At 57.1% G+C, this 18,070-nt stretch carries 15 protein-coding genes; 8 read left to right on the forward strand and 7 right to left on the reverse strand.

Going from position 1 to position 18,070, the window contains the following annotated elements; translation table 11 throughout:
- From nirB to AC3Y7R_RS08915, 5 genes are read left to right on the forward strand one after another with little or no spacing between them, the layout of a single operon-like run.
- A complete protein-coding gene (gene nirB, locus AC3Y7R_RS08895; RefSeq protein WP_490041681.1) occupies positions 1-2,433 on the forward strand; it encodes a nitrite reductase large subunit NirB in 2,433 nt (810 codons plus the stop codon).
- Complete coding sequence (nirD, locus tag AC3Y7R_RS08900) at positions 2,430-2,765, forward strand: nitrite reductase small subunit NirD (RefSeq protein ID WP_490041682.1); 336 nt, start codon at positions 2,430-2,432, stop codon at positions 2,763-2,765. Before nirB ends, nirD begins: the two co-directional genes overlap by 4 nt.
- On the forward strand, positions 2,762-5,341 hold the full coding sequence (locus AC3Y7R_RS08905) for a molybdopterin-dependent oxidoreductase (RefSeq protein ID WP_490041683.1): 2,580 nt from the start codon (positions 2,762-2,764) through the stop codon (positions 5,339-5,341). Before nirD ends, AC3Y7R_RS08905 begins: the two co-directional genes overlap by 4 nt.
- A complete protein-coding gene (locus AC3Y7R_RS08910) occupies positions 5,338-6,282 on the forward strand; it encodes a glycosyl transferase family protein (RefSeq protein WP_490041684.1) in 945 nt (314 codons plus the stop codon). Before AC3Y7R_RS08905 ends, AC3Y7R_RS08910 begins: the two co-directional genes overlap by 4 nt.
- The gene (locus AC3Y7R_RS08915) at positions 6,279-7,343 is read left to right on the forward strand and encodes a siroheme synthase family protein (protein WP_490041685.1); all 1,065 of its coding nucleotides are present in this window, start codon (positions 6,279-6,281) and stop codon (positions 7,341-7,343) included. The genes AC3Y7R_RS08910 and AC3Y7R_RS08915 overlap by 4 nt, the downstream gene beginning before the upstream one ends.
- A gap of 7 nt (positions 7,344-7,350) precedes the next feature.
- On the opposite strand, the gene AC3Y7R_RS08920 is transcribed toward AC3Y7R_RS08915, so the two are convergent.
- The gene (locus tag AC3Y7R_RS08920; protein ID WP_490041686.1) at positions 7,351-7,899 is read right to left on the reverse strand and encodes a hemerythrin domain-containing protein; all 549 of its coding nucleotides are present in this window, start codon (positions 7,897-7,899) and stop codon (positions 7,351-7,353) included.
- Positions 7,900-8,066: 167 nt separating this feature from the next.
- On the reverse strand, positions 8,067-8,474 hold the full coding sequence (locus AC3Y7R_RS08925; RefSeq protein WP_490041687.1) for a universal stress protein: 408 nt from the start codon (positions 8,472-8,474) through the stop codon (positions 8,067-8,069).
- 142 nt (positions 8,475-8,616) lie between these two features.
- Between AC3Y7R_RS08925 and AC3Y7R_RS08930 the strand changes: the two genes are divergently transcribed.
- Entirely contained in the window at positions 8,617-9,324 is a 708-nt protein-coding gene (locus tag AC3Y7R_RS08930) for a hypothetical protein (protein ID WP_490041688.1), read from the forward strand.
- A 16-nt stretch (positions 9,325-9,340) separates the two neighbouring features.
- Here the strand turns inward: AC3Y7R_RS08930 and AC3Y7R_RS08935 are convergent, their stop codons facing one another.
- Both AC3Y7R_RS08935 and AC3Y7R_RS08940 read right to left on the reverse strand, forming a co-directional pair.
- A complete protein-coding gene (locus tag AC3Y7R_RS08935) occupies positions 9,341-11,632 on the reverse strand; it encodes a glycosyl hydrolase family 28-related protein (RefSeq protein WP_490041689.1) in 2,292 nt (763 codons plus the stop codon).
- 190 nt (positions 11,633-11,822) lie between these two features.
- Complete coding sequence (locus tag AC3Y7R_RS08940; RefSeq protein ID WP_490041690.1) at positions 11,823-13,400, reverse strand: lysine--tRNA ligase; 1,578 nt, start codon at positions 13,398-13,400, stop codon at positions 11,823-11,825.
- Positions 13,401-13,522: 122 nt separating this feature from the next.
- Here AC3Y7R_RS08940 and AC3Y7R_RS08945 point away from each other — a divergent pair, with 122 nt between their 5' ends.
- Positions 13,523-13,945 (forward strand): tellurite resistance TerB family protein, encoded by a 423-nt coding sequence (locus tag AC3Y7R_RS08945; protein WP_490041691.1) that lies wholly within the window; start codon positions 13,523-13,525, stop codon positions 13,943-13,945.
- 2 nt (positions 13,946-13,947) lie between these two features.
- On the opposite strand, the gene dacB is transcribed toward AC3Y7R_RS08945, so the two are convergent.
- Positions 13,948-15,429, reverse strand: a complete 1,482-nt coding sequence (gene dacB / locus AC3Y7R_RS08950) for a D-alanyl-D-alanine carboxypeptidase/D-alanyl-D-alanine endopeptidase (protein ID WP_490041692.1) — start codon at positions 15,427-15,429, stop codon at positions 13,948-13,950.
- 65 nt (positions 15,430-15,494) lie between these two features.
- On the opposite strand from dacB, the gene AC3Y7R_RS08955 reads away from it, so the two are divergent.
- Positions 15,495-16,358 (forward strand): DMT family transporter, encoded by an 864-nt coding sequence (locus AC3Y7R_RS08955; protein ID WP_490041693.1) that lies wholly within the window; start codon positions 15,495-15,497, stop codon positions 16,356-16,358.
- Here the strand turns inward: AC3Y7R_RS08955 and AC3Y7R_RS08960 are convergent.
- Positions 16,324-16,929: a nicotinate-nucleotide adenylyltransferase gene (locus AC3Y7R_RS08960; RefSeq protein WP_490041694.1), complete on the reverse strand. Its 606-nt coding sequence runs from the start codon at positions 16,927-16,929 to the stop codon at positions 16,324-16,326. The genes AC3Y7R_RS08955 and AC3Y7R_RS08960 overlap by 35 nt on opposite strands.
- Before the next feature lie 4 nt (positions 16,930-16,933).
- On the reverse strand, positions 16,934-18,001 hold the full coding sequence (gene mgrA / locus AC3Y7R_RS08965) for an L-glyceraldehyde 3-phosphate reductase (protein ID WP_490041695.1): 1,068 nt from the start codon (positions 17,999-18,001) through the stop codon (positions 16,934-16,936).
- Between the last annotated feature and the right edge of the window lie 69 nt (positions 18,002-18,070).

Here is an 18,070-nt window from a genome sequence, read left to right on the forward strand (position 1 = left end):
ATGACACAAAAACTCGTCGTAATCGGGGCTGGCATGGCCTCAGGCAGGGTGCTGGAGCACCTCACTGACATAGACCCCGCCGCCTATGATATCACCCTGTTCAATTCGGAGCCGCGGGGCAATTACAACCGCATTATGCTCAGCCCCGTTTTGTCCGGCGACAAGGCCTATGAGGACATCGTTACCCATGACGATGATTGGTACGCCGAGCGCAATATCACCTGTCGTTTTGGCGAGCATGTGGTGCGCATTGATCGGGCCACCAAGCGGGTTATCGGCCAAAACGGGCCGGTTTCTTATGACAAACTTTTGATCGCTACCGGCTCCGCCCCGTTCATAATTCCGGTGCAAGGCAAGGACCTACCCGGCGTCATCACCTACCGCGATCTTGATGACACCAATGCTATGATCGAAGCCGCCGAGAAAGGTGGCAAGGCCGTTGTCATTGGCGGTGGCTTGCTTGGGCTGGAGGCTGCGGCCGGCTTGGCCGAGCGCGGCATGGACGTCACGGTCCTGCATCTGATGGGCCACCTGATGGAGCGTCAACTTGATGAAAGTGCAGGGTTTCTTCTGCGGCGCGACCTTGAAGACAAAGGTGTCAAAGTCATCTGCCGCGCGTCTACTGCCGCCATTCTGGGCGAGACTAAGGTGGAGGGCGTTTTGCTTGAGGACAACACTGGTCTTGAGGCAAATTTGGTGGTTATGGCCGTGGGTATCCGGCCCGAAACACGCCTTGCCACGGACGCAGGTCTGGAGGTCGCACGCGGCGTTGAGGTTAACGCACAAATGCAAACCACGGACCCTGATGTCTTCGCCGTTGGTGAATGCATCGAGTTTGACGCGCAGTTGTTCGGCCTTGTAGCGCCGCTTTACGACCAAGCAAAAGTCGTGGCGCAGGGATTGTTGGGCCAGCCTGATGCCTTCGTTCCACGCGAGCTTTCGACCAAGTTGAAAGTGACTGGCTGTGACTTGTTTTCTGCCGGGGATTTTGCGGAAGGGGAAGGCCGCGAGGACATCGTATTTCGCGATCCCGCCCGCAGCGTTTACCGCCGCTTGGTGCTTGAAAATAACACGCTCGTTGGCGCGGTGATGTACGGCGACACAGCTGACGGGAACTGGTTCTTCGGCCTGATCCGCGACCAGACCGACATCGAGGACATGCGCGACACGCTAATCTTTGGTCCCGCCTATCAGGGAGGGGCCGCCGCGGACCCGCTCTCAGCCGTTGCAGCCTTACCGCGTGATGCGGAAATTTGTGGCTGCAACGGCATTTGCAAAGGTCAAATCGTAGATGCAATCAATGATGGCGCGACTGATCTGGGCGCCATCCGTACGGTGACCAAGGCGTCCGCGTCATGTGGGACTTGCACGGGGTTGGTAGAACAGGTTTTGGCTGTCACCTTGGGCGACGACTTCGTGATCCCCGCCGCACAATCGGTTTGTGGCTGCACCGACATGACCCATGAGGATGTGCGCCGGATGATCAAAAGTCAGGGCCTGAAATCCATGCCCGCCGTTTGGCAGGAATGTGGCTGGAAGACCTCTTGCGGCTGCCATATCTGCCGCCCGGCCCTGAATTTCTACCTGCTGGCCGATTGGCCGCTGGACTACAAGGACGACCCGCAAAGCCGGTTCATCAACGAGCGCAAACATGCCAACATCCAAAAGGACGGCACGTTTAGCGTTGTGCCGCGCATGTGGGGCGGGATCACCACCCCGAGCGAGCTGCGTGCCATTGCCGATGCGGCCGAAAAATTCGATGTGCCGACCGTTAAGGTTACTGGCGGGCAACGCATTGATCTGCTGGGGGTCAAGAGCGAGGATTTACCTGCCATTTGGGAGGACTTGAACAAGGCTGGCATGGTCTCGGGGCACGCCTATTCCAAGGGGTTGCGCACGGTGAAAACCTGCGTTGGCACGGATCACTGCCGTTTTGGAACACAAGACAGCACCGGGCTTGGGATCAAGTTGGAAAAGACCCTTTGGGGGTCGTGGACGCCGCATAAACTCAAGCTGGCCGTGTCGGGGTGTCCACGCAATTGCGCCGAGGCTACGTGCAAGGATATCGGCATTGTTTGCGTCGACAGTGGCTATCAAATCAGCATTGGCGGCGCGGCGGGGATGGATGTCCGCGAGACCGAATTGCTGTGCCAAGTTGCCTCCGAAGAGGAGGTCATGGACGTGGTTAAGGCGGTCACGCAATCCTACCGCGAGAATGCCAAGTACCTTGATCGCATCTACAAATGGATGGGCAAAGTCGGGCTGGACTGGATCAAGGGGGAAGTCGTCGATGACCTTGAAAGCCGCAAGGCGCTGGTCGAGCGATTTGACCTATCCCAGTCTATCTACCGCAATGATCCTTGGGCGGAACATGTCAAGGAATCCGAGGCGTACCGCCCCCTAAGCAATCTAACACTGGAGGCCGCAGAATGAGCGACTGGATTGATATTGCCGCCCTGGATGCTATCCCGCAGCGCGGCGCTAGGCTGGTGAAAACGGCCCATGGTTGCGTGGCGATTTTCCGCACCGCAAAGGATGAAGTTTATGCGCTCGATAATGCCTGCCCGCATAAGAACGGCCCTTTGGCGGACGGCATTGTGCATGGAGCATCGGTTACTTGCCCGCTACACAATTGGGTGATTTCTTTGGAAACGGGGAAGGCGCAAGGCACTGATGAAGGCCAAGTTGCCACCTACCCGGCAAAGGTCACTGACGGGCGCGTCTATCTGGACACAGAGTTTTTGCGTCACAGGGCGGTGGCATGACATCAACCAAAACGACCTGCCCGTATTGCGGGGTTGGCTGTGGCGTATTGGCGGAAGCTGACGGGACAATCAAAGGCGACCCGGATCATCCGGCTAACTTTGGGCGCCTGTGTTCCAAAGGGTCGGCCCTCGGCGAGACCCTCGATCTCGAGGGTCGTCTTCTCAGCCCGCAGATCGGCCAGCGGAGCGCGGGGTGGAACGAGGCATTAGATCTGGTTGCCAGCAAGTTTTCTGACGCTATCCGCAACCATGGGCCGGATAGCGTTGCATTCTATGTATCAGGCCAATTGCTGACCGAAGATTACTACGTCGCCAACAAGCTTATGAAAGGTTTCATTGGCTCCGCAAACATTGACACCAACTCGCGACTTTGCATGTCGTCCTCCGTTGCGGGGCACAAGCGCGCCTTTGGCAGCGATACCGTTCCGGGCACCTATACCGATCTGGAGCAGGCTGATCTGATCGTTCTTGTTGGCTCCAATCTGGCGTGGTGCCATCCGGTGTTGCACCAGCGTATTACGGCGGCAAAAGCCGCCCGGCCTGATCTTCGCGTCGTCAACATTGACCCCCGCCGCACGGCAACGACAGCGCTTGCAGATGTTCACCTCTCGGTTGCACCAGACGGGGATGTTGCCGTTTTCAACGGGCTGTTGGCGCATTTAGCGGACGCTGGCGCTTTAGACCGAGACTACATAAACGCCCATGTTGAGGGCTGTGACAGTGCCATTGAAAAAGCCCGTCAGTGCGACCCAATGGACAGCGGCCTTAGCTCTCAGGAACTTGCCGAATTTTATCAGTTATGGGCTGAGAGTAAGAAGGTTGTGACGGTCTACTCCCAAGGGGTCAATCAGTCCGCATGTGGCACTGACAAGGTGAATGCGATCCTCAATTGCCACCTTGCAACAGGGCGCATTGGCACGCCCGGATGCGGCCCGTTTTCTCTGACAGGTCAACCCAATGCGATGGGTGGTCGCGAGGTTGGTGGCTTGGCCCATATGCTGGCCAACCACCTAGATATCGAGAACCCCGAGCACCGCATGGCAGTCCAAAGCTTCTGGGATAGCCCAGCAATTTGCACCCAACCCGGCCTGAAGGCGGTTGAGTTATTTCAGGCCTGTGCCGAGGGTAAAATCAAGGCATTATGGATCATGTCAACCAATCCCGCCGTCAGCATGCCCGATGCCGATGGCGTCGCAGCCGCGATTGCAAATGTCCCGTTTGTCGCGGTCTCGGATATCATGGCACAGACAGATACGGGTGATCTGGCAGATGTTTTTCTGCCCGCAACAGGCTGGGGTGAAAAAGACGGAAGCGTTACCAATTCAGAGCGCCGCATCTCGCGCCAACGCGCATTCCTTCCAGCCCCGGGGGACGCAAAACCCGACTGGAAAATTATCAGCGACGTGGCCTCTCGCATGGGCTGGGGGCAGGCATTTGACTACTCCTCTCCGGCAGAAATTTTTGCCGAGTATGTAGCCCTTTCCTCTGCGACAACGGGTTTCGCCCGCGACCTTGACCTGAGTGTTTTTTCCGACATCGACTATGCCGAAATGCTCCCGACGCAATGGCCAAAGAACGATCACCGCTTCTTTGCGAATGGGGGGTTTTTTCACGCAGGGGGCAAGGCAAAAATGGTGCCCACCGTGGCACCTACGGCGCGGGCCGCGCACCGGTACACACTCAATAGCGGGCGCAACCGTGATCAGTGGCACACGATGACACGTACCGGAAAATCGCCCCGTTTGGGGGCGCATCTGGCCGAGCCTTATGTCGAAATCAACCCCAATGATGCAGCCTCCTTAAGGCTTTCCACAGGTGATTTAGTGCATATTTCCAGCCCGCAAGGCGAAGTTGTTTTGCGGGCCTTGGTGACAACGAGAGTGGCTCCTGCGCAACTTTTCGCACCAATACACTGGACCCGAAAACGAAGCATGACGGGGACCATTAACGCGGTTGTCGCCCCGGTTACCGACCCGATATCCGGGCAGCCCGCCTTCAAGGGGGCCTCAGTTTCCATGCGCAAACACGCGGCCAAATGGTATGCTTTCGCAGCTTCCGCGACCGAGTTGCACCCGCGCGGGGATTACGCCGCTATCGCGCGGACCCTATCTGGCTGGCAAGGTGAATTTGCAGGGCAGGAAATACCCGAAGATTGGGAAGATCTGGCGCGCAAATTGCTCCGGTGTTCTGATGCGGATGCGGCGGTCATGTCTTGCTCGAACAGCCAGCAAACCCGCATTGCATTCCACACCGGTGGCCAACTCATTGGCCTGTTCTTTGCCAGCCCAACACCGGTAACTTTGGCGCGCACCCATGCCGTCTCCCTGATTGGCACGCAGACCTCCCCGTTCAACGCATTAGCCGGACGTAGCGGCATGGATCAACCGGACCCCGGCCCGACAATCTGCGCCTGCCTGAATGTCGGCGTGAACACTGTGCGAGACGCAATTCTAGCCGGGGCAAACAGCGTCAATGCCCTTGGCACTATCACCTGCGCTGGCACGAATTGCGGGTCTTGCAAACCGGAGTTGCAAGCCCTGCTTTCACAAACCCCATTCCCGGTTGCAGCCGAATGACGCTGGCACCCTACGTCCGCACGGTGGCCCAAGGCAAAGGGCGCGCCAGAGCTTTAACGCAGGGCGAGGCGGCGGAGGCTATGGAGATCATGCTCTCAGGGCGGGGCGCTCCGGCAGCCATTGGCGCGCTGTTGATGGTGTTACGGATGCGCGGCGAAGTTGACGCGGAAATCGCGGGCTTCACTCAAGCTTTGCGTGGCGCCACGCCGCGCCATATCCCAACCGCCGACCTCGATTGGCCCTGCTATGCGGCGGGGCGAACCCGCGGTGCGCCGATGTTTGCGCTGGCGGCTAAGTTGGTGGCGCAAGCCGGCTACCGCGTCGCCATGCACGGATGGAATTCGCATCAGGGCCACGCCGCCGACCTGCGCCATACCCTCCGCGCGCTACAGCTTGAGGGCGGCGGGCTAAGGTATTACCCGCTCGAGACCCTCTGCCCCGAGGTCTTCGCCCTGCTTGATTTGCGCGATACCTTTGGGTTGCGATCCTGCATCAACACGGTGTTGCGCATGTGGAACCCGACGCAGGCACGCGCATCGGTACAAGGCGTTTTCCACCCGTCTTATCGGGGCCTGCAATCGCGCGCCGCCTCGTTGCTGGGTGACCAAAACCTGACTGTTATCAAGGGCGGCGGCGGCGAGTTTGAACGCAACCCCGCCAAGGACATCGCCGTTTTCGGTCTGCGCAATGATGTCGATCTGGATGAGGTGGCCCCGTCAATTATAAATGATTCCCGTAGGTTGCATGACCCGAAGCATCCCGTTGATCTTGCAAAGCTTTGGTCGGGAGAGGCCAGAGACCCTTTCGCCCTTGCAACAATCACCGGCACCGCCGCGCTGGCGCTTTGGACTTTGGGCGCGACCTCGACCCAAGCTCAAGCCCACCACCGCGCGACCGAACTTTGGCAACAGCGCCACACCGACCAAAAGGACCCGGCATGAAAACTTTTCCAATGTTTTTGCAAATGCAAGGCCGCCGCGTGGTTATCGCGGGCGGCGGTGAACAGGCCGCACAAAAATGCCGGCTCATCCTAAAAACAGACGCGGCTATCACAGTTCTTGCCGCAACTATCGACCCTGAGCTTGCGGATTTATCGAAGCAAGGCCGCATTGACTGGCAACGCGTACCAATCACCGCTGAGGCTTTTCGTGATGCCGCTTTGGTCTTTATCGCAACAGGCTGCACCGCGACAGACACCCGCTTGCACATGTTGGCCAAATCCGTTGGAGCAACGGTGAATGTCGTCGACCAACCCGATTTGTGCGACGCCCTGACGCCCTCCATCGTTGACCGATCTCCAGTGGTTATCGCCATCGGGACGGAAGGCTGCGCACCGGTGTTGGCGCGCCAGATCAAGACCAGGATGGAGGAGCTTCTGGAGCCGCGGCTAGGCGATCTTGCGGCGCTTGTCGGGCGGCTACGCGGCCGTGCTGCGGCGCGCCTTGACCCGCGTGCAAGGCGCGATTTATGGCGTTGGGTTTTTGACGGCCCCGCGCGGCAGGCCCATGCTACGGGCGCAGAGCGCGAGGCCGCTCGCATGATTAAAACGGCCATCGACACGGCCACATTCGGGGTTGAGCACGGTGGCTCAGTAGCTTTTGTCGGGGCTGGCCCGGGGGACAAAGACCTCATCACATTACGCGGGGTTCAGCGGCTGCAAAACGCCGATGTCATTTTCTATGATGAGCATGTTGACCCGCAAATACTTGAGCTGGCGCGCCGCGACGCCGAGCGGATCTACATCAAAAGCCCCGCAGAATGTCTTCATTGGCCACCCCAGAAAACTGTCGGTCTTTTGGTTTCCATGGCACTCAGTGGCAAGCGTATCGTCCGGCTTGTTCGAGGTTGCTCACAAGGGGGCGTCGACGATCTAGAGGAGCAAGAGGCCCTCGCTGCCGCAGGCGTTTCATGCGAGACTGTGCCAGGCGTGGCCCTGCCTCCCGCCGCCCCCGAACAACAGGTGGAAGCATCGCCAAAGCGGGCCTTATTTAGTGTGTCGTGATGGCGGGCTACCCGTCAAATCCGGTTTTTAAAATCACCGGCACGATGATCTCTTCCTCGTCAAGCAGGTGACGGTTTAGCATCACTTTCATGCTCCCGAGCACGCCCTCAAAGGCCCCCACATCACGCCCCTCGGAGCGCAGCAAAGCATTCGCCCCATCCGCCACGCCGTTGATGATCCCGTCCATCGCGTGGTGGTCGTGGTCCAGCAACTCGAACCCGTGCTCCAGTCGCTTGTCCAGCGTCACCAGTTGCGGAAAATAATGATTGTCCTCGATTTGGTGGTGCCCGTGTAGCTCATTAAGCAACGTACCACCGTAATGCGACAGACGCCCGCCATAGGTCTCGAAGCCAATTTTTTGGTCCGCCAGTTTTTGCAGGTCAACTTCCAGCACATCCAACAAGCGACGAAACATCATGTGCCGTTGCAGCCAAAACTGCACCATACCGCCGAAATTCGGATGTGCTTCCCATGTCTCTCGCGGGATTTCCTCGACCAACACGCGCAGCGCGTCTGGCAGCCCTTCGCGGGAGGTCAAATCGAACGGGTCTGTCATAGGTGTGCTCGCACTCATTGTCAGGGCTGGCCGCCCTTAGGGACGCTAACCTACAACCCTGCGTAAAACCACGCACAGTTTATGTGCAAAATACGGGCCCTAAAAGTCAAACGCCGCCGCCAAAAGGGATTGGCAGCGGCGCAAATTCTATCACATTGACGTTTGTCTTATCGAACGACATGCACCGCGCATTGAGCGTAACGCACGACGCGCGCGGCAGTTCCGCCAAGGAAGTAATCCTGAACACCGGGCTTGTGCGACGACACGATTATGCAATCGCTACCATGGGTGTCAGCCCACTCCAAAATTGTGCGCGACGAATGCCCGGTAACCACGACGGCCTTACCGCCGGGCACCATAGCAGCGATTTCCGTCAGCCGCTTTTTGACGCCTTCGCGGCTCTTCTCAGCAAAATCGGCCCCCACATAGCTGGTGGCATAACTCGGCAATTCTTCAATGACATGAAGGATAGTCACCTGCGCCCCATCCGCAGAAATAGCCTTCGCCACGTCAAGCGCCATATCGGGGGTATGATCGGGATCAAAGACGACGGGAACAAGAATGTTTGAATACATGAGAGTTTCTCCTTAAGTTGCCCAAAGTATCCACCGAACACGACCCTGACGCATTGATCCACGTCAAGCTGCCCAGCCGCTAGCCGTGCCAATTTACCCAAAGCGTCCACATTTTGGCGCATTATTAAAGAACGTATTACCCATGCCCAGCAACCACCGTGACGAAATGGTCCTGTCTTATTCTCGTGTGCGCAACGCGCTCGGGTTTTTGGGGCTGTTGCTTCCGATTTTGCTGATCATCGGTGGCATCATGCAATTAGGTGGGGTCGAGCCGTCAATTTCCGACTTCTACCACACCACATTTCGCGATGTTTTCGTCGGTACGCTATGTGCCATCGGGGTGTTTTTGGTGTCCTATCGCGGCTATCCAAAAACCCGTAACGAATGGGTATCGGATGACAGGGTTGCGACAATCGCCGGACTATCAGCCTTTGGCGTTGCGTTCTTCCCAAATGAGGTTCCCGGCGGGCAGGACGTCACCTCCTTCGCGCAAGCTCTGTTCGGGATTTTTCCCACAGCAGTGATGCACTACGTCTCTGCGCTGACATTTCTGATCACTCTGGCGGTTTTCTGTCTCTATAAATTTCCCAAGACTGCCAAACCCTTCCGCAAACGCATCTACAGAATTTGCGGCCTGACTATTGTGGTCACGGTGGTCATGGTCTTCGCCTGCTCTTGGTTTAAAGTGCAGGGCCCAGATAACCTCAAACAGATCGTGATCCGCTATAATGTGGTCTTCTGGCTCGAGAGTATCGGCATCTGGGCTTTCGCCATCAGCTGGCTCGTTAAAGGCAAGGCAGACCTGCTGCTATACCGCGCCGGAAAGCCAAAAGGCCCCGCCCAAACCTGAGCGGAGCCAAAGCGTATCAATACGGGTTATCGACCCGTGCCGTTACGTTGATTTTACCCTTCACAGCACTGGGCCAAATAATATCGACAGAGCCACCTGTCGGTCCTTCATTGGGGTCGGTGTAATGGGTCACATACTGCTTCACATTGTTAGAATTGCGCAACGCGCCCACGGGTGTCACGTCGGTTACATTGCGCGCACGCCCGCCAAACGGCAGCCAATCCGAGAAGTCGCAAGACCAAGTCGCGACCGGGCTGGCCTCATCAAAGGACAGCATCACCGGGCTTTGGGTCCACTGGTTAATCGCATGGTAGCTGTTGCCCGACCAATTGATATTGCGGAACCGCGAGGTGTCCAAAGACGCCACTGAATCATCCACCTTGTCTACGCGATCAATGTTGCCGTTGGTCACCTTGAAAGTGTTACCCGACACGTTCAACCCGTTGACAAAATGCCCCGTTCCATAGGGCTTGATCACGATAAAGCGGAAATACGACGCCGCGCCAATGGCCGTGAAGATATTGCCCACAATAGACAGCGCGCCAAAGCTCAACTCGCTCGAGAAGTTCGGCAAAGCATCATGCTCGTTGTTCCACTCGATGAAGTTATTGTCGCAATAATTGCCATTAATCACGATTTTCGACGACGGCTTGGTCAGGATCAGCCCGGCCATACGCGGCGCTCCGGTTTGGTTGTCACCATGGAACCAGTGGTTCCCAAGGATCATATGGCCAGAACCATGGATGACGGCAAATGCGCCCATCTTGATGCACCGGTTGTCGCGAATTTTGGTGTCGTTGGCGTTCACGTTGAAGCCAATCGACGTGCGCTGCGTGGCATTCAGCGCCTGCTCGCTCGAGATAAACTGGCAACGATCAATCATCATGCCTTGGCACGCCAGCCCGATCGAGGTCACCGCGCGGTCCTTCGGCTTGTTGAAATAGCAGTCGCGCAGATGCCAAATCAACCCCGCTGGTGGCAACATGATACAACTCGCCACGCTATCGGCTTTGATATCCAGATCAGCAATGTTGAACTGCGTTACCTTGTCGAACCCGCTGAAATCCAGCATGTAGCGGAAGCGCTTGAAGCTATAGGTTTGCGTGCCCACCGCATCATATAATTGCTGGCTCAACGTCAAGGTTTGCGCGCCCACATTCTTCGACGTCACATAAACCTCGCGCCCCACGCCGTTGCCCGTCACCAAGCTGCCAACTTCGATGTTTGCCACATTGGTCACATTGCTCAGGCGGAACGGGCTGGAGGTCGCATAGGTACCGCTCGACGTTGCCGTGCCTGCGTCCCAAGCCGCATTACTGATCGCATCCAACTGCCCGTTGCGGATCACGCGTCGCGACGTGAACGTCGAGATATCAGGCACCGCCGCGTGCATATCAACCGGCCCGTTTAATCCAATAGAGCGCCCGCAGAGGTCTAGGCTGTCATGGCTCGATTGCTTCATAAGCGCTTGAAACGCCTTGCGAAATGCCAACTCCTCATCGCCAAAAGCCGACGCATAAGCGTCAAAGTCAAAGTTCTGCGACAATGCCAGATACTTCGTCGTTGGCATCGTAACCGTGCCTTGGAACCGCACGCGGCTCTCGAATGTCACGTTGTCAGCAAGGTGGAAAACACCGTCCGAGACCAGCACTTCACGCCCGTTCGCCGCCGCGTCAGCAGCCTCGAATGCAGCGGTATTGTCAGTGGTCCCATCGCCAATAGCACCGAAATCTTTCACATCTACCCAGTCCATCATCGTGCGCAAAAACGCGCCGGTGACGTCCTCAATCTGCACATCATCAATGCGCACCACCCCGCCGTTCGGGCCGGTCAAGTCAATGCCGAAATGCCCATAAAGCGCGGCACTACCCCACGTCATATCCACGCCGCCACGCTCGCCACCGCCGACAATTGCGGTGACCTCCGTGATGTCGCCATAGCTGGTCATCGCGACTGCTGGCCCCGTGGTTTGCACGCCACCAACGGCCACACCACCCGCGCCGCCTGCAAATGCCGCAACCCGCACAGTCGGCAGGTTGCCAGACAAGGCCTTGATGCGAATTTTGATTTGCAAGTAACACCCCGGCAACAAAGGCGTCTCGCCCATGTAGCGCAAAGTTTGCGTATTCTCGGTTTTCAAAATCTCAAGACAGCCGCCAAAATCTTGGTCCGCGGGCACATAAGCCGCGGTGGCATAGCCATCATAAGTTGCCGTTCCCGGCGTGCCGTCGCCACGCGACCACACGTCCAGACCGTTTGCAAATGGGGGCGGGGTCAACACCAGCCCGTCGGTAATCGCCTTGTTCATGGATAGCCCTTTTCAACTTGGTTGGAGCGGGCGTGACAGACGAACAAGCGGCGCAAGACACAGCTCAAGCGCACCCCAAAGGGGGTAATTAAATTCACTCGAAATGGAAAAAGCCGGACACGCCGTCCTGACGGGCGGTGGTCTAGCTTGTATAGGTTAACGCGCGCTTAAATAGCACCGTTCGCAGGTCTCAGTTGACCAGTTTTCCCGCCAATGCGTCATCAATCAACGCGATGGTTTCCTCGACGCCATATAGAGCAATGAACCCGCCAAAACGTGGCCCCTGCGACGCGCCCAACAGCACTTCGTACAGCGCTTTGAACCAGTCGCGCAGTGGATCAAACCGCTCGCGACCACATGCAAACACCACTGATTGCAACGCTTCCGCATCCAATCCGCCATCCCATATCGCCAATTGCGCACGCAGATCCAACAGCGCTTCGCGCTCCAAATCACTGGCCAAACGGAACACCTTTTTAGGCTTCACAAAATCATTATAGTAGCGCACCGCAAAGCCTGCCGCTTGGTCCAGATCGCTATGCGTTTGCGCCGACGCCTCCGGCGCATAACGCTGGATAAAGCCCCAAAGCTGCTCTTTTTTCTCAGCATTCGCGACCGAGGCCAAATTCAATAACATCGAGAACGGCACCACCATATTCGAGGTCGGAACGTTCTCTCCGTGAATGTGAAATACCGGATTATTCGCGCGCGCAGCCGCGTCTTGCCCCGGATAGGCACGCAATTGCTGGTGATATTCATCTACCGCCTTAGGGATCACATCAAAATGCATCCGCTTTGCCGTTTTTGGCTTCAAGTACATGAAGTAAAACAACGATTCTGACGATGCATAGGTCAGCCACTCGTCAATGGATATGCCATTACCGCTGGTTTTCGATATTTTATGGCCCTCGGAATCAAGGAACAACTCGTAGGTAAAATGCGCAGGCTTCTTGCCACCTAAAATTTCGCAGATACGATCATAGATCGGCGTGTTGGTCGAATGGTCTTTGCCATACATCTCAAAATCAACGTCCAGCGCGGCCCAACGCGCGCCGAAATCTGGCTTCCACTGCAACTTCACATTGCCACCCGTGACTGGCAGCGTCCACTCGCGCCCGTCCTCGTCGTCAAAGGTGATTTCACCTTTTTCCGCGTCCACATTTTTCATTGGCACATACATCACGCGACCCGTTTCAGGGTGGATCGGCAGGAAGATAGAATACGTCCCACGCCGCTCCTCGCGCAGGGATTTCAACATCACCGCCATCACATCGTCATAACGCTCGCACGCACGCAACAGCACTTCGTCAAACTGGCCAGACGCATAAAACTCTGATGCCGAAACAAACTCATACTCAAACCCGAACGTATCCAAGAACCGACGCAGCATCGCATTGTTGTGATGCCCGAAACTCTCATATTCACCAAACGGATCTGGAACCTTGGTTAACGGCCGCTGCAAATGCTCTTCCAACGCCTCAGGGTTTGGCACATTGCTAGGAACTTTGCGCATCCCGTCCACATCGTCCGAGAAACAAATCAGCCGTGTCGGAATGTCCGAGATCACCTCAAACGCGCGCCGCACCATCGTGGTGCGCGCCACCTCGCCAAATGTCCCGATATGGGGCAAGCCCGACGGGCCATAGCCAGTCTCAAACAGCACATGACCCTTCTCTGGTGCCCCCTTGGCGAACCGCTTCAACAACGCGCGCGCCTCCACAAAGGGCCAAGCTTTTGAGGTCATTCCAGCGTCACGCATATCGGTCATCGAAGCATATCCAAGGTTCACATACAGCACACCATATGCCGCACCAGTGCTGCTACCTATTGTGCGCCATGGCTTAGGTCAATATTCTGCACCGCAACAAACCTATTTTACCGGAGTATATTATGAGTACCGAAACCACCGCATTGTCCCCTCAAGACGCGCTTGTCGCGATCATGATCTCCGTTTCCATGTCTGATTCCAATGTGCACACCGCAGAGTTGGTCGCGATCCAGCAGGTGGTGAACTACCTACCGATTTTCGGCGAATACGACGTGGACCGCATCGCGGAAGTATCCAAACTCACCACCGATCTGTTCGAGGAAGAAGAGGGGTTGGATGCCCTTTTCGGCATCGTGCGCACAGCATTGCCAGAGCATTTATTCGAGACAGCCTACGCCTTTGCCTGTGACGTCGCGGCCTCTGATGGCGCACTTACTCAGCCCGAATTGCGCCTGTTGGAAGAGATCCGCTACGAGTTGCAAATCGACCGCCTGCACGCCGCGGCAATCGAGCGCGGGGCGCGTGCACGCCACTTAACCGTCTGATCCTAGCTTCCGTGCAACACGGCCCAGCGGTTAATCAACTGCGCTTGCAGCCTCTTAGCCCGCCCATTCCATGAGCGCGATCCACGCGGGGATTCCCGCTCGGATTTTTTCAACGCTTTGCGCCGTGGCACATCAGACATGAATATCGCAAAAGCCAAATCGCGCCCGTCGGGGGTGCGAATATAGCCTGCAAGCGCGCTCACAAAATTCAGAGTTCCCGTCTTGGCCACGACCTTGATCGGGCTGTTTTGCACCACTTTGTTGTCTTTATTACGCACTGCAATCGGCTTCATCAACGCGCGCAACTGCCCGTCAACCCCGGCCCCTACCAGTGCCTTCACCATCTCCTGCGCACTAATTCGCGACGCATCACTCAGGCCAGAGTGATCCGCAAACTTTGCTTTTCTCACACCGTGCTTTGCCGACAGCCACCGCGTCATGGCGCGCGCAGAGGCTTTCAAACTTCCTGCGCCGCTGGCTTGCAGCCCCAGGACCTCCGCCGTCAGGTTAGTCGAAAATTTCAGCATATCGCGCGCAACAAGTCGCAGCTCCGGACTGCGATGCTCGGCCAAAACCGTACCGCGCGGCGCACCTGATGCTTTGACCGGAAACGGCAGTTTGATCCCATGCGAGCGCGCTACCGTTTGCAACACATCGCCCGCATATATCTCAGGGCGGCGCACAGGCAGCCAACGCCCGCCTCCTTTGCCCAGCGCCCTGCTGGCGACGCTCCAATTGTCGCGCCCGCCTTTGCCCGAATACTTGAAAATCGGCAAATCACGCGCCGCAACGGTGGTTTTCGCGAACCCAACACCCGGCCTAATCCGATCCGAGCGCGCGTCCATCGTGGTCGAATACCCCTGCCCTGTGCGTTTCCACTCCAGATAAACCCGGTTGAAATTCAGGTTCAATCCCGCAACCGCCGGATTGTATCCGACATGATCAGGCTGCGCAGGATCAATGCGATCAATCACCGACATACCGCCATAAACCCGTAACTTGCCGCGCACAGACCTAACACCGGCGGCTTTCAGCTTGGCCGCCATGTTATATAAATCATCTGTACTTAACGCCGGATCACCGCCGCCCTTTAGCACCAAATCCCCCGCTAGAACGCCATTTTGAACAGGACCAGTCGCAATCAATTGCGTCTTAAAGCGTTTACTAGGCCCCAGTTGATCCAGTGCAAATAACGTGGTCAACGCTTTCGCCACACTCGCCGGAGGCTGCCCCGCAAGCGAGTTGCGCGCCTCAAGCACCCGCCCCGTGCGCGCATCTGCAACCACAAAACTGACCTTACCACCCAGATTTGCGCTTGCCACCGAGCTCTCGGCACCGCGCACCACACGCTTTGGCGCATCCCTGGGTTTGCGCAAAGGCCGCAACGAGGTCGCAGGCGATCCTGCCAACGCGGCCTCCGCCACCCCAAACATTAAAAACCCTAAAACCGTCCGGCGGCCAAATCGCATCACATCATTACTCATGGCCAAAGTAATCGCCCATGCGCTTGGCGGTGGCAAGCGCCCTTCTGCCCTGCTACGCATCAATGATGGAGCGTTCAATTCTCATCGCCACCGCGATCATGTCGCTGGGTATGTTGCTAATCCCATTTGGCGATACGGCTGGCAAACTCATGACATCGGCAGGCGTCGCGCCCTTCTTTGTCGCCTGGATCCGCTACCTTATCGGACTGGTCGTCCTTGCCCCCTTCGCATGGCACCCAGACGCGCTAAAATTGCTCAAAAACTGGCGCATCTGGTTGCGCAGCGCGATCCAAGTCGTGACCATCACCACCATCCTAACCGCCCTCCAGACTGAACCTATCGCCAATGTTTTTGGTGCCTTCTTCCTAGGCCCAATGGTCAGCTACATCCTCTCGGTCACCCTCCTTAAAGAGCAGGGCAGCACCCTGCGCTTCCTCCTGCTCGCCATCGGGTTAGGCGGTGTTTTTCTCGTCGTGAAGCCGGGCTTTGGCATGACCCCCGGCCTTGCGTGGGCCGCGTTTTCTGGCTGCTGCTATGGAATGTTTCTAACCGCATCGCGTTGGGTCGCGCCCTTGGGCCGCCCCGTGCATCTGCTCCTCACACAACTTATGATCGGCTCGTTGGTTCTCACGCCGCTGGGCCTTGCAAACCTGCCAGATATCACGCCAACCCTATCCGGCCTCGTGCTTTGGTCCGCAGTTGCTTCTATGTTTGGAAACCTGTTTTTGGTGTTCGCTTATGCGCGCGCGGGCGCATCGGTTCTGGCCCCGTTTGTTTATGTGCAATTGGTTGGCGCCACGGCTTACGGGTTGGTTTTCTTTGGCAATTGGCCCGATGTAATCTCCGCCATTGGCCTTGCCATCATCTTTGCATCCGGCATCGCCACTCTGTTCCTTAAGAAGCGCCCCATGCCCCAGACGCCCGAATAGCACTCGACGACGCATCACTTAACGGCAGGTTAATATAGCACCAGCGCGGAGCATCACCGCGCGCCAAAAGCATTGATGCCGCGCCCGGCAAACGCGCATGACTATACCGCTGCGCCGCAACCGAACATCGCGCAGATATCCGATCACCGGGACGCGCCAGCACCCCCACAGGCACGCTTTCCATAATGCCCTGCCAGTCTTGCCAGCGATGGAAACTCGCCAAATTATCTGCCCCCATAAGCCAGACAAACCGCACATCACGATATCGTGCCTGCAAGCCGCGCAAAGTTTGCGCGGTATAGCGCGTTCCTAGCTTGGCCTCCAAATCCGTGACCATAACCCGAGGGTGATCCATCACATCGCACGCCCGCGCCAGCCGCTCCGCCATGGGTGCTGGCCCACGCAATTTCAGTGGGTTTCCGGGGCTGACCAGCCACCAAACCTGATCCAACCCAAAGCGTTTCAGCGCCTCGCGCGTGATATGTGCATGCCCGCTATGGGCCGGATCAAACGACCCGCCCAGCAGGCCCACAACTTGACTAGCCCCCGCAATTGGCCACCCCGCCTGCATTAAATCACTCAGTCTCGGAGGATTTCGCCCAAAGGTTGATCGCCTCCTCCGCGCTAATCTCGTCGATCTTTGCCAGATCATCCGCCGTGAATTCCAGATTTGCAACGGCCCCTACGCAGTCCACAATCTGGCTGGGTTTAGACGCGCCAATCAAAGCCGTCGTCACGCGACCGCCGCGCAACACCCAAGCCAGCGCCATCTGCGCCAACGTCTGTCCGCGCGTCTCCGCCAGATCATTCAACGCCTGAACGCTCGCCAAGGACCGCTCGTTAATCATACCTTCCAGCAATGATTTGCCCTGTGTCGCCCGGCTCCCCTCGGGAATACCGCCCAGATATTTCTTGGTCAAAATACCCTGCGCCAAAGGCGTGAACGCAATGGACCCCATACCCAAGTCATCCAGCGTATCCAGCAAACCGTCATGTTCCACCCAGCGGTTTAGCAAGTTATACGATGGCTGATGGATCAACATCGGCGTGCCCATCTCTTTCAAAATCGCCACGGCTTCACGGGTCCGCTCGGAATTATACGATGAAATTCCCGCATAAAGCGCGCGCCCCGAGCGCACGATATAATCCAGCGCCCCCATGGTTTCTTCCAAAGGCGTCTCTGGATCAAACCGGTGCGAATAGAAAATATCAACGTATTCCAAGCCCATTCGCTTCAACGATTGATCGCATGAGGCGACCAGATATTTCCGGCTCCCCATCTCACCATACGGCCCTGACCACATGTCATAGCCCGCTTTGCTTGAGATGATCAGCTCATCGCGATATCCCGCAAAATCCGTGCGCAAAACCTCTCCGAACGCGGTTTCCGCAGACCCGGGAGGCGGGCCGTAATTATTCGCCAAATCGAAATGCGTGATGCCATGATCAAACGCCGTGCGGCACAGTTCGCGTTTCAATTCATGCGGCGTGTCACCGCCGAAATTGTGCCACAGCCCAAGGCTGATCGCGGGCAACTTAACGCCCGATTTACCGCAACGGCGATAGGGCATCGTTTCGTACCGATCCTGTGCGGGTCGGTAAGCGGGCGGGAATACTTTCGGCGGGGTGCTAATTTTTGTCATAACCGCAGTCTGCGCGAAATCTGTAGTAGTTTCCAGAACCCAATTTTCTGCGGAGCTCACCACCAAGTT

The sequence above is a fragment of the Litoreibacter sp. genome, from assembly GCF_058136045.1.

Bases quoted from the DNA above. Each gene is read 5' to 3' on its own strand.
- AC3Y7R_RS08910 (WP_490041684.1), top strand. From the start codon at position 5,338: ATGACGCTGGCACCCTACGTCCGCACGGTGGCCCAAGGCAAAGGGCGC.
- AC3Y7R_RS08935 (WP_490041689.1), bottom strand. From the start codon at position 11,632: ATGAACAAGGCGATTACCGACGGGCTGGTGTTGACCCCGCCCCCATTT.
- AC3Y7R_RS08925 (WP_490041687.1), bottom strand. From the start codon at position 8,474: ATGTATTCAAACATTCTTGTTCCCGTCGTCTTTGATCCCGATCATACC.
- AC3Y7R_RS08955 (WP_490041693.1), top strand. From the start codon at position 15,495: ATGGAGCGTTCAATTCTCATCGCCACCGCGATCATGTCGCTGGGTATG.
- nirB (WP_490041681.1), top strand. From the start codon at position 1: ATGACACAAAAACTCGTCGTAATCGGGGCTGGCATGGCCTCAGGCAGG.
- AC3Y7R_RS08920 (WP_490041686.1), bottom strand. From the start codon at position 7,899: ATGACAGACCCGTTCGATTTGACCTCCCGCGAAGGGCTGCCAGACGCG.
- AC3Y7R_RS08940 (WP_490041690.1), bottom strand. From the start codon at position 13,400: ATGACCGATATGCGTGACGCTGGAATGACCTCAAAAGCTTGGCCCTTT.
- AC3Y7R_RS08960 (WP_490041694.1), bottom strand. From the start codon at position 16,929: ATGCAGGCGGGGTGGCCAATTGCGGGGGCTAGTCAAGTTGTGGGCCTG.
- nirD (WP_490041682.1), top strand. From the start codon at position 2,430: ATGAGCGACTGGATTGATATTGCCGCCCTGGATGCTATCCCGCAGCGC.
- dacB (WP_490041692.1), bottom strand. From the start codon at position 15,429: ATGAGTAATGATGTGATGCGATTTGGCCGCCGGACGGTTTTAGGGTTT.
- AC3Y7R_RS08915 (WP_490041685.1), top strand. From the start codon at position 6,279: ATGAAAACTTTTCCAATGTTTTTGCAAATGCAAGGCCGCCGCGTGGTT.
- mgrA (WP_490041695.1), bottom strand. From the start codon at position 18,001: ATGACAAAAATTAGCACCCCGCCGAAAGTATTCCCGCCCGCTTACCGA.
- AC3Y7R_RS08945 (WP_490041691.1), top strand. From the start codon at position 13,523: ATGAGTACCGAAACCACCGCATTGTCCCCTCAAGACGCGCTTGTCGCG.
- AC3Y7R_RS08930 (WP_490041688.1), top strand. From the start codon at position 8,617: ATGCCCAGCAACCACCGTGACGAAATGGTCCTGTCTTATTCTCGTGTG.
- AC3Y7R_RS08905 (WP_490041683.1), top strand. From the start codon at position 2,762: ATGACATCAACCAAAACGACCTGCCCGTATTGCGGGGTTGGCTGTGGC.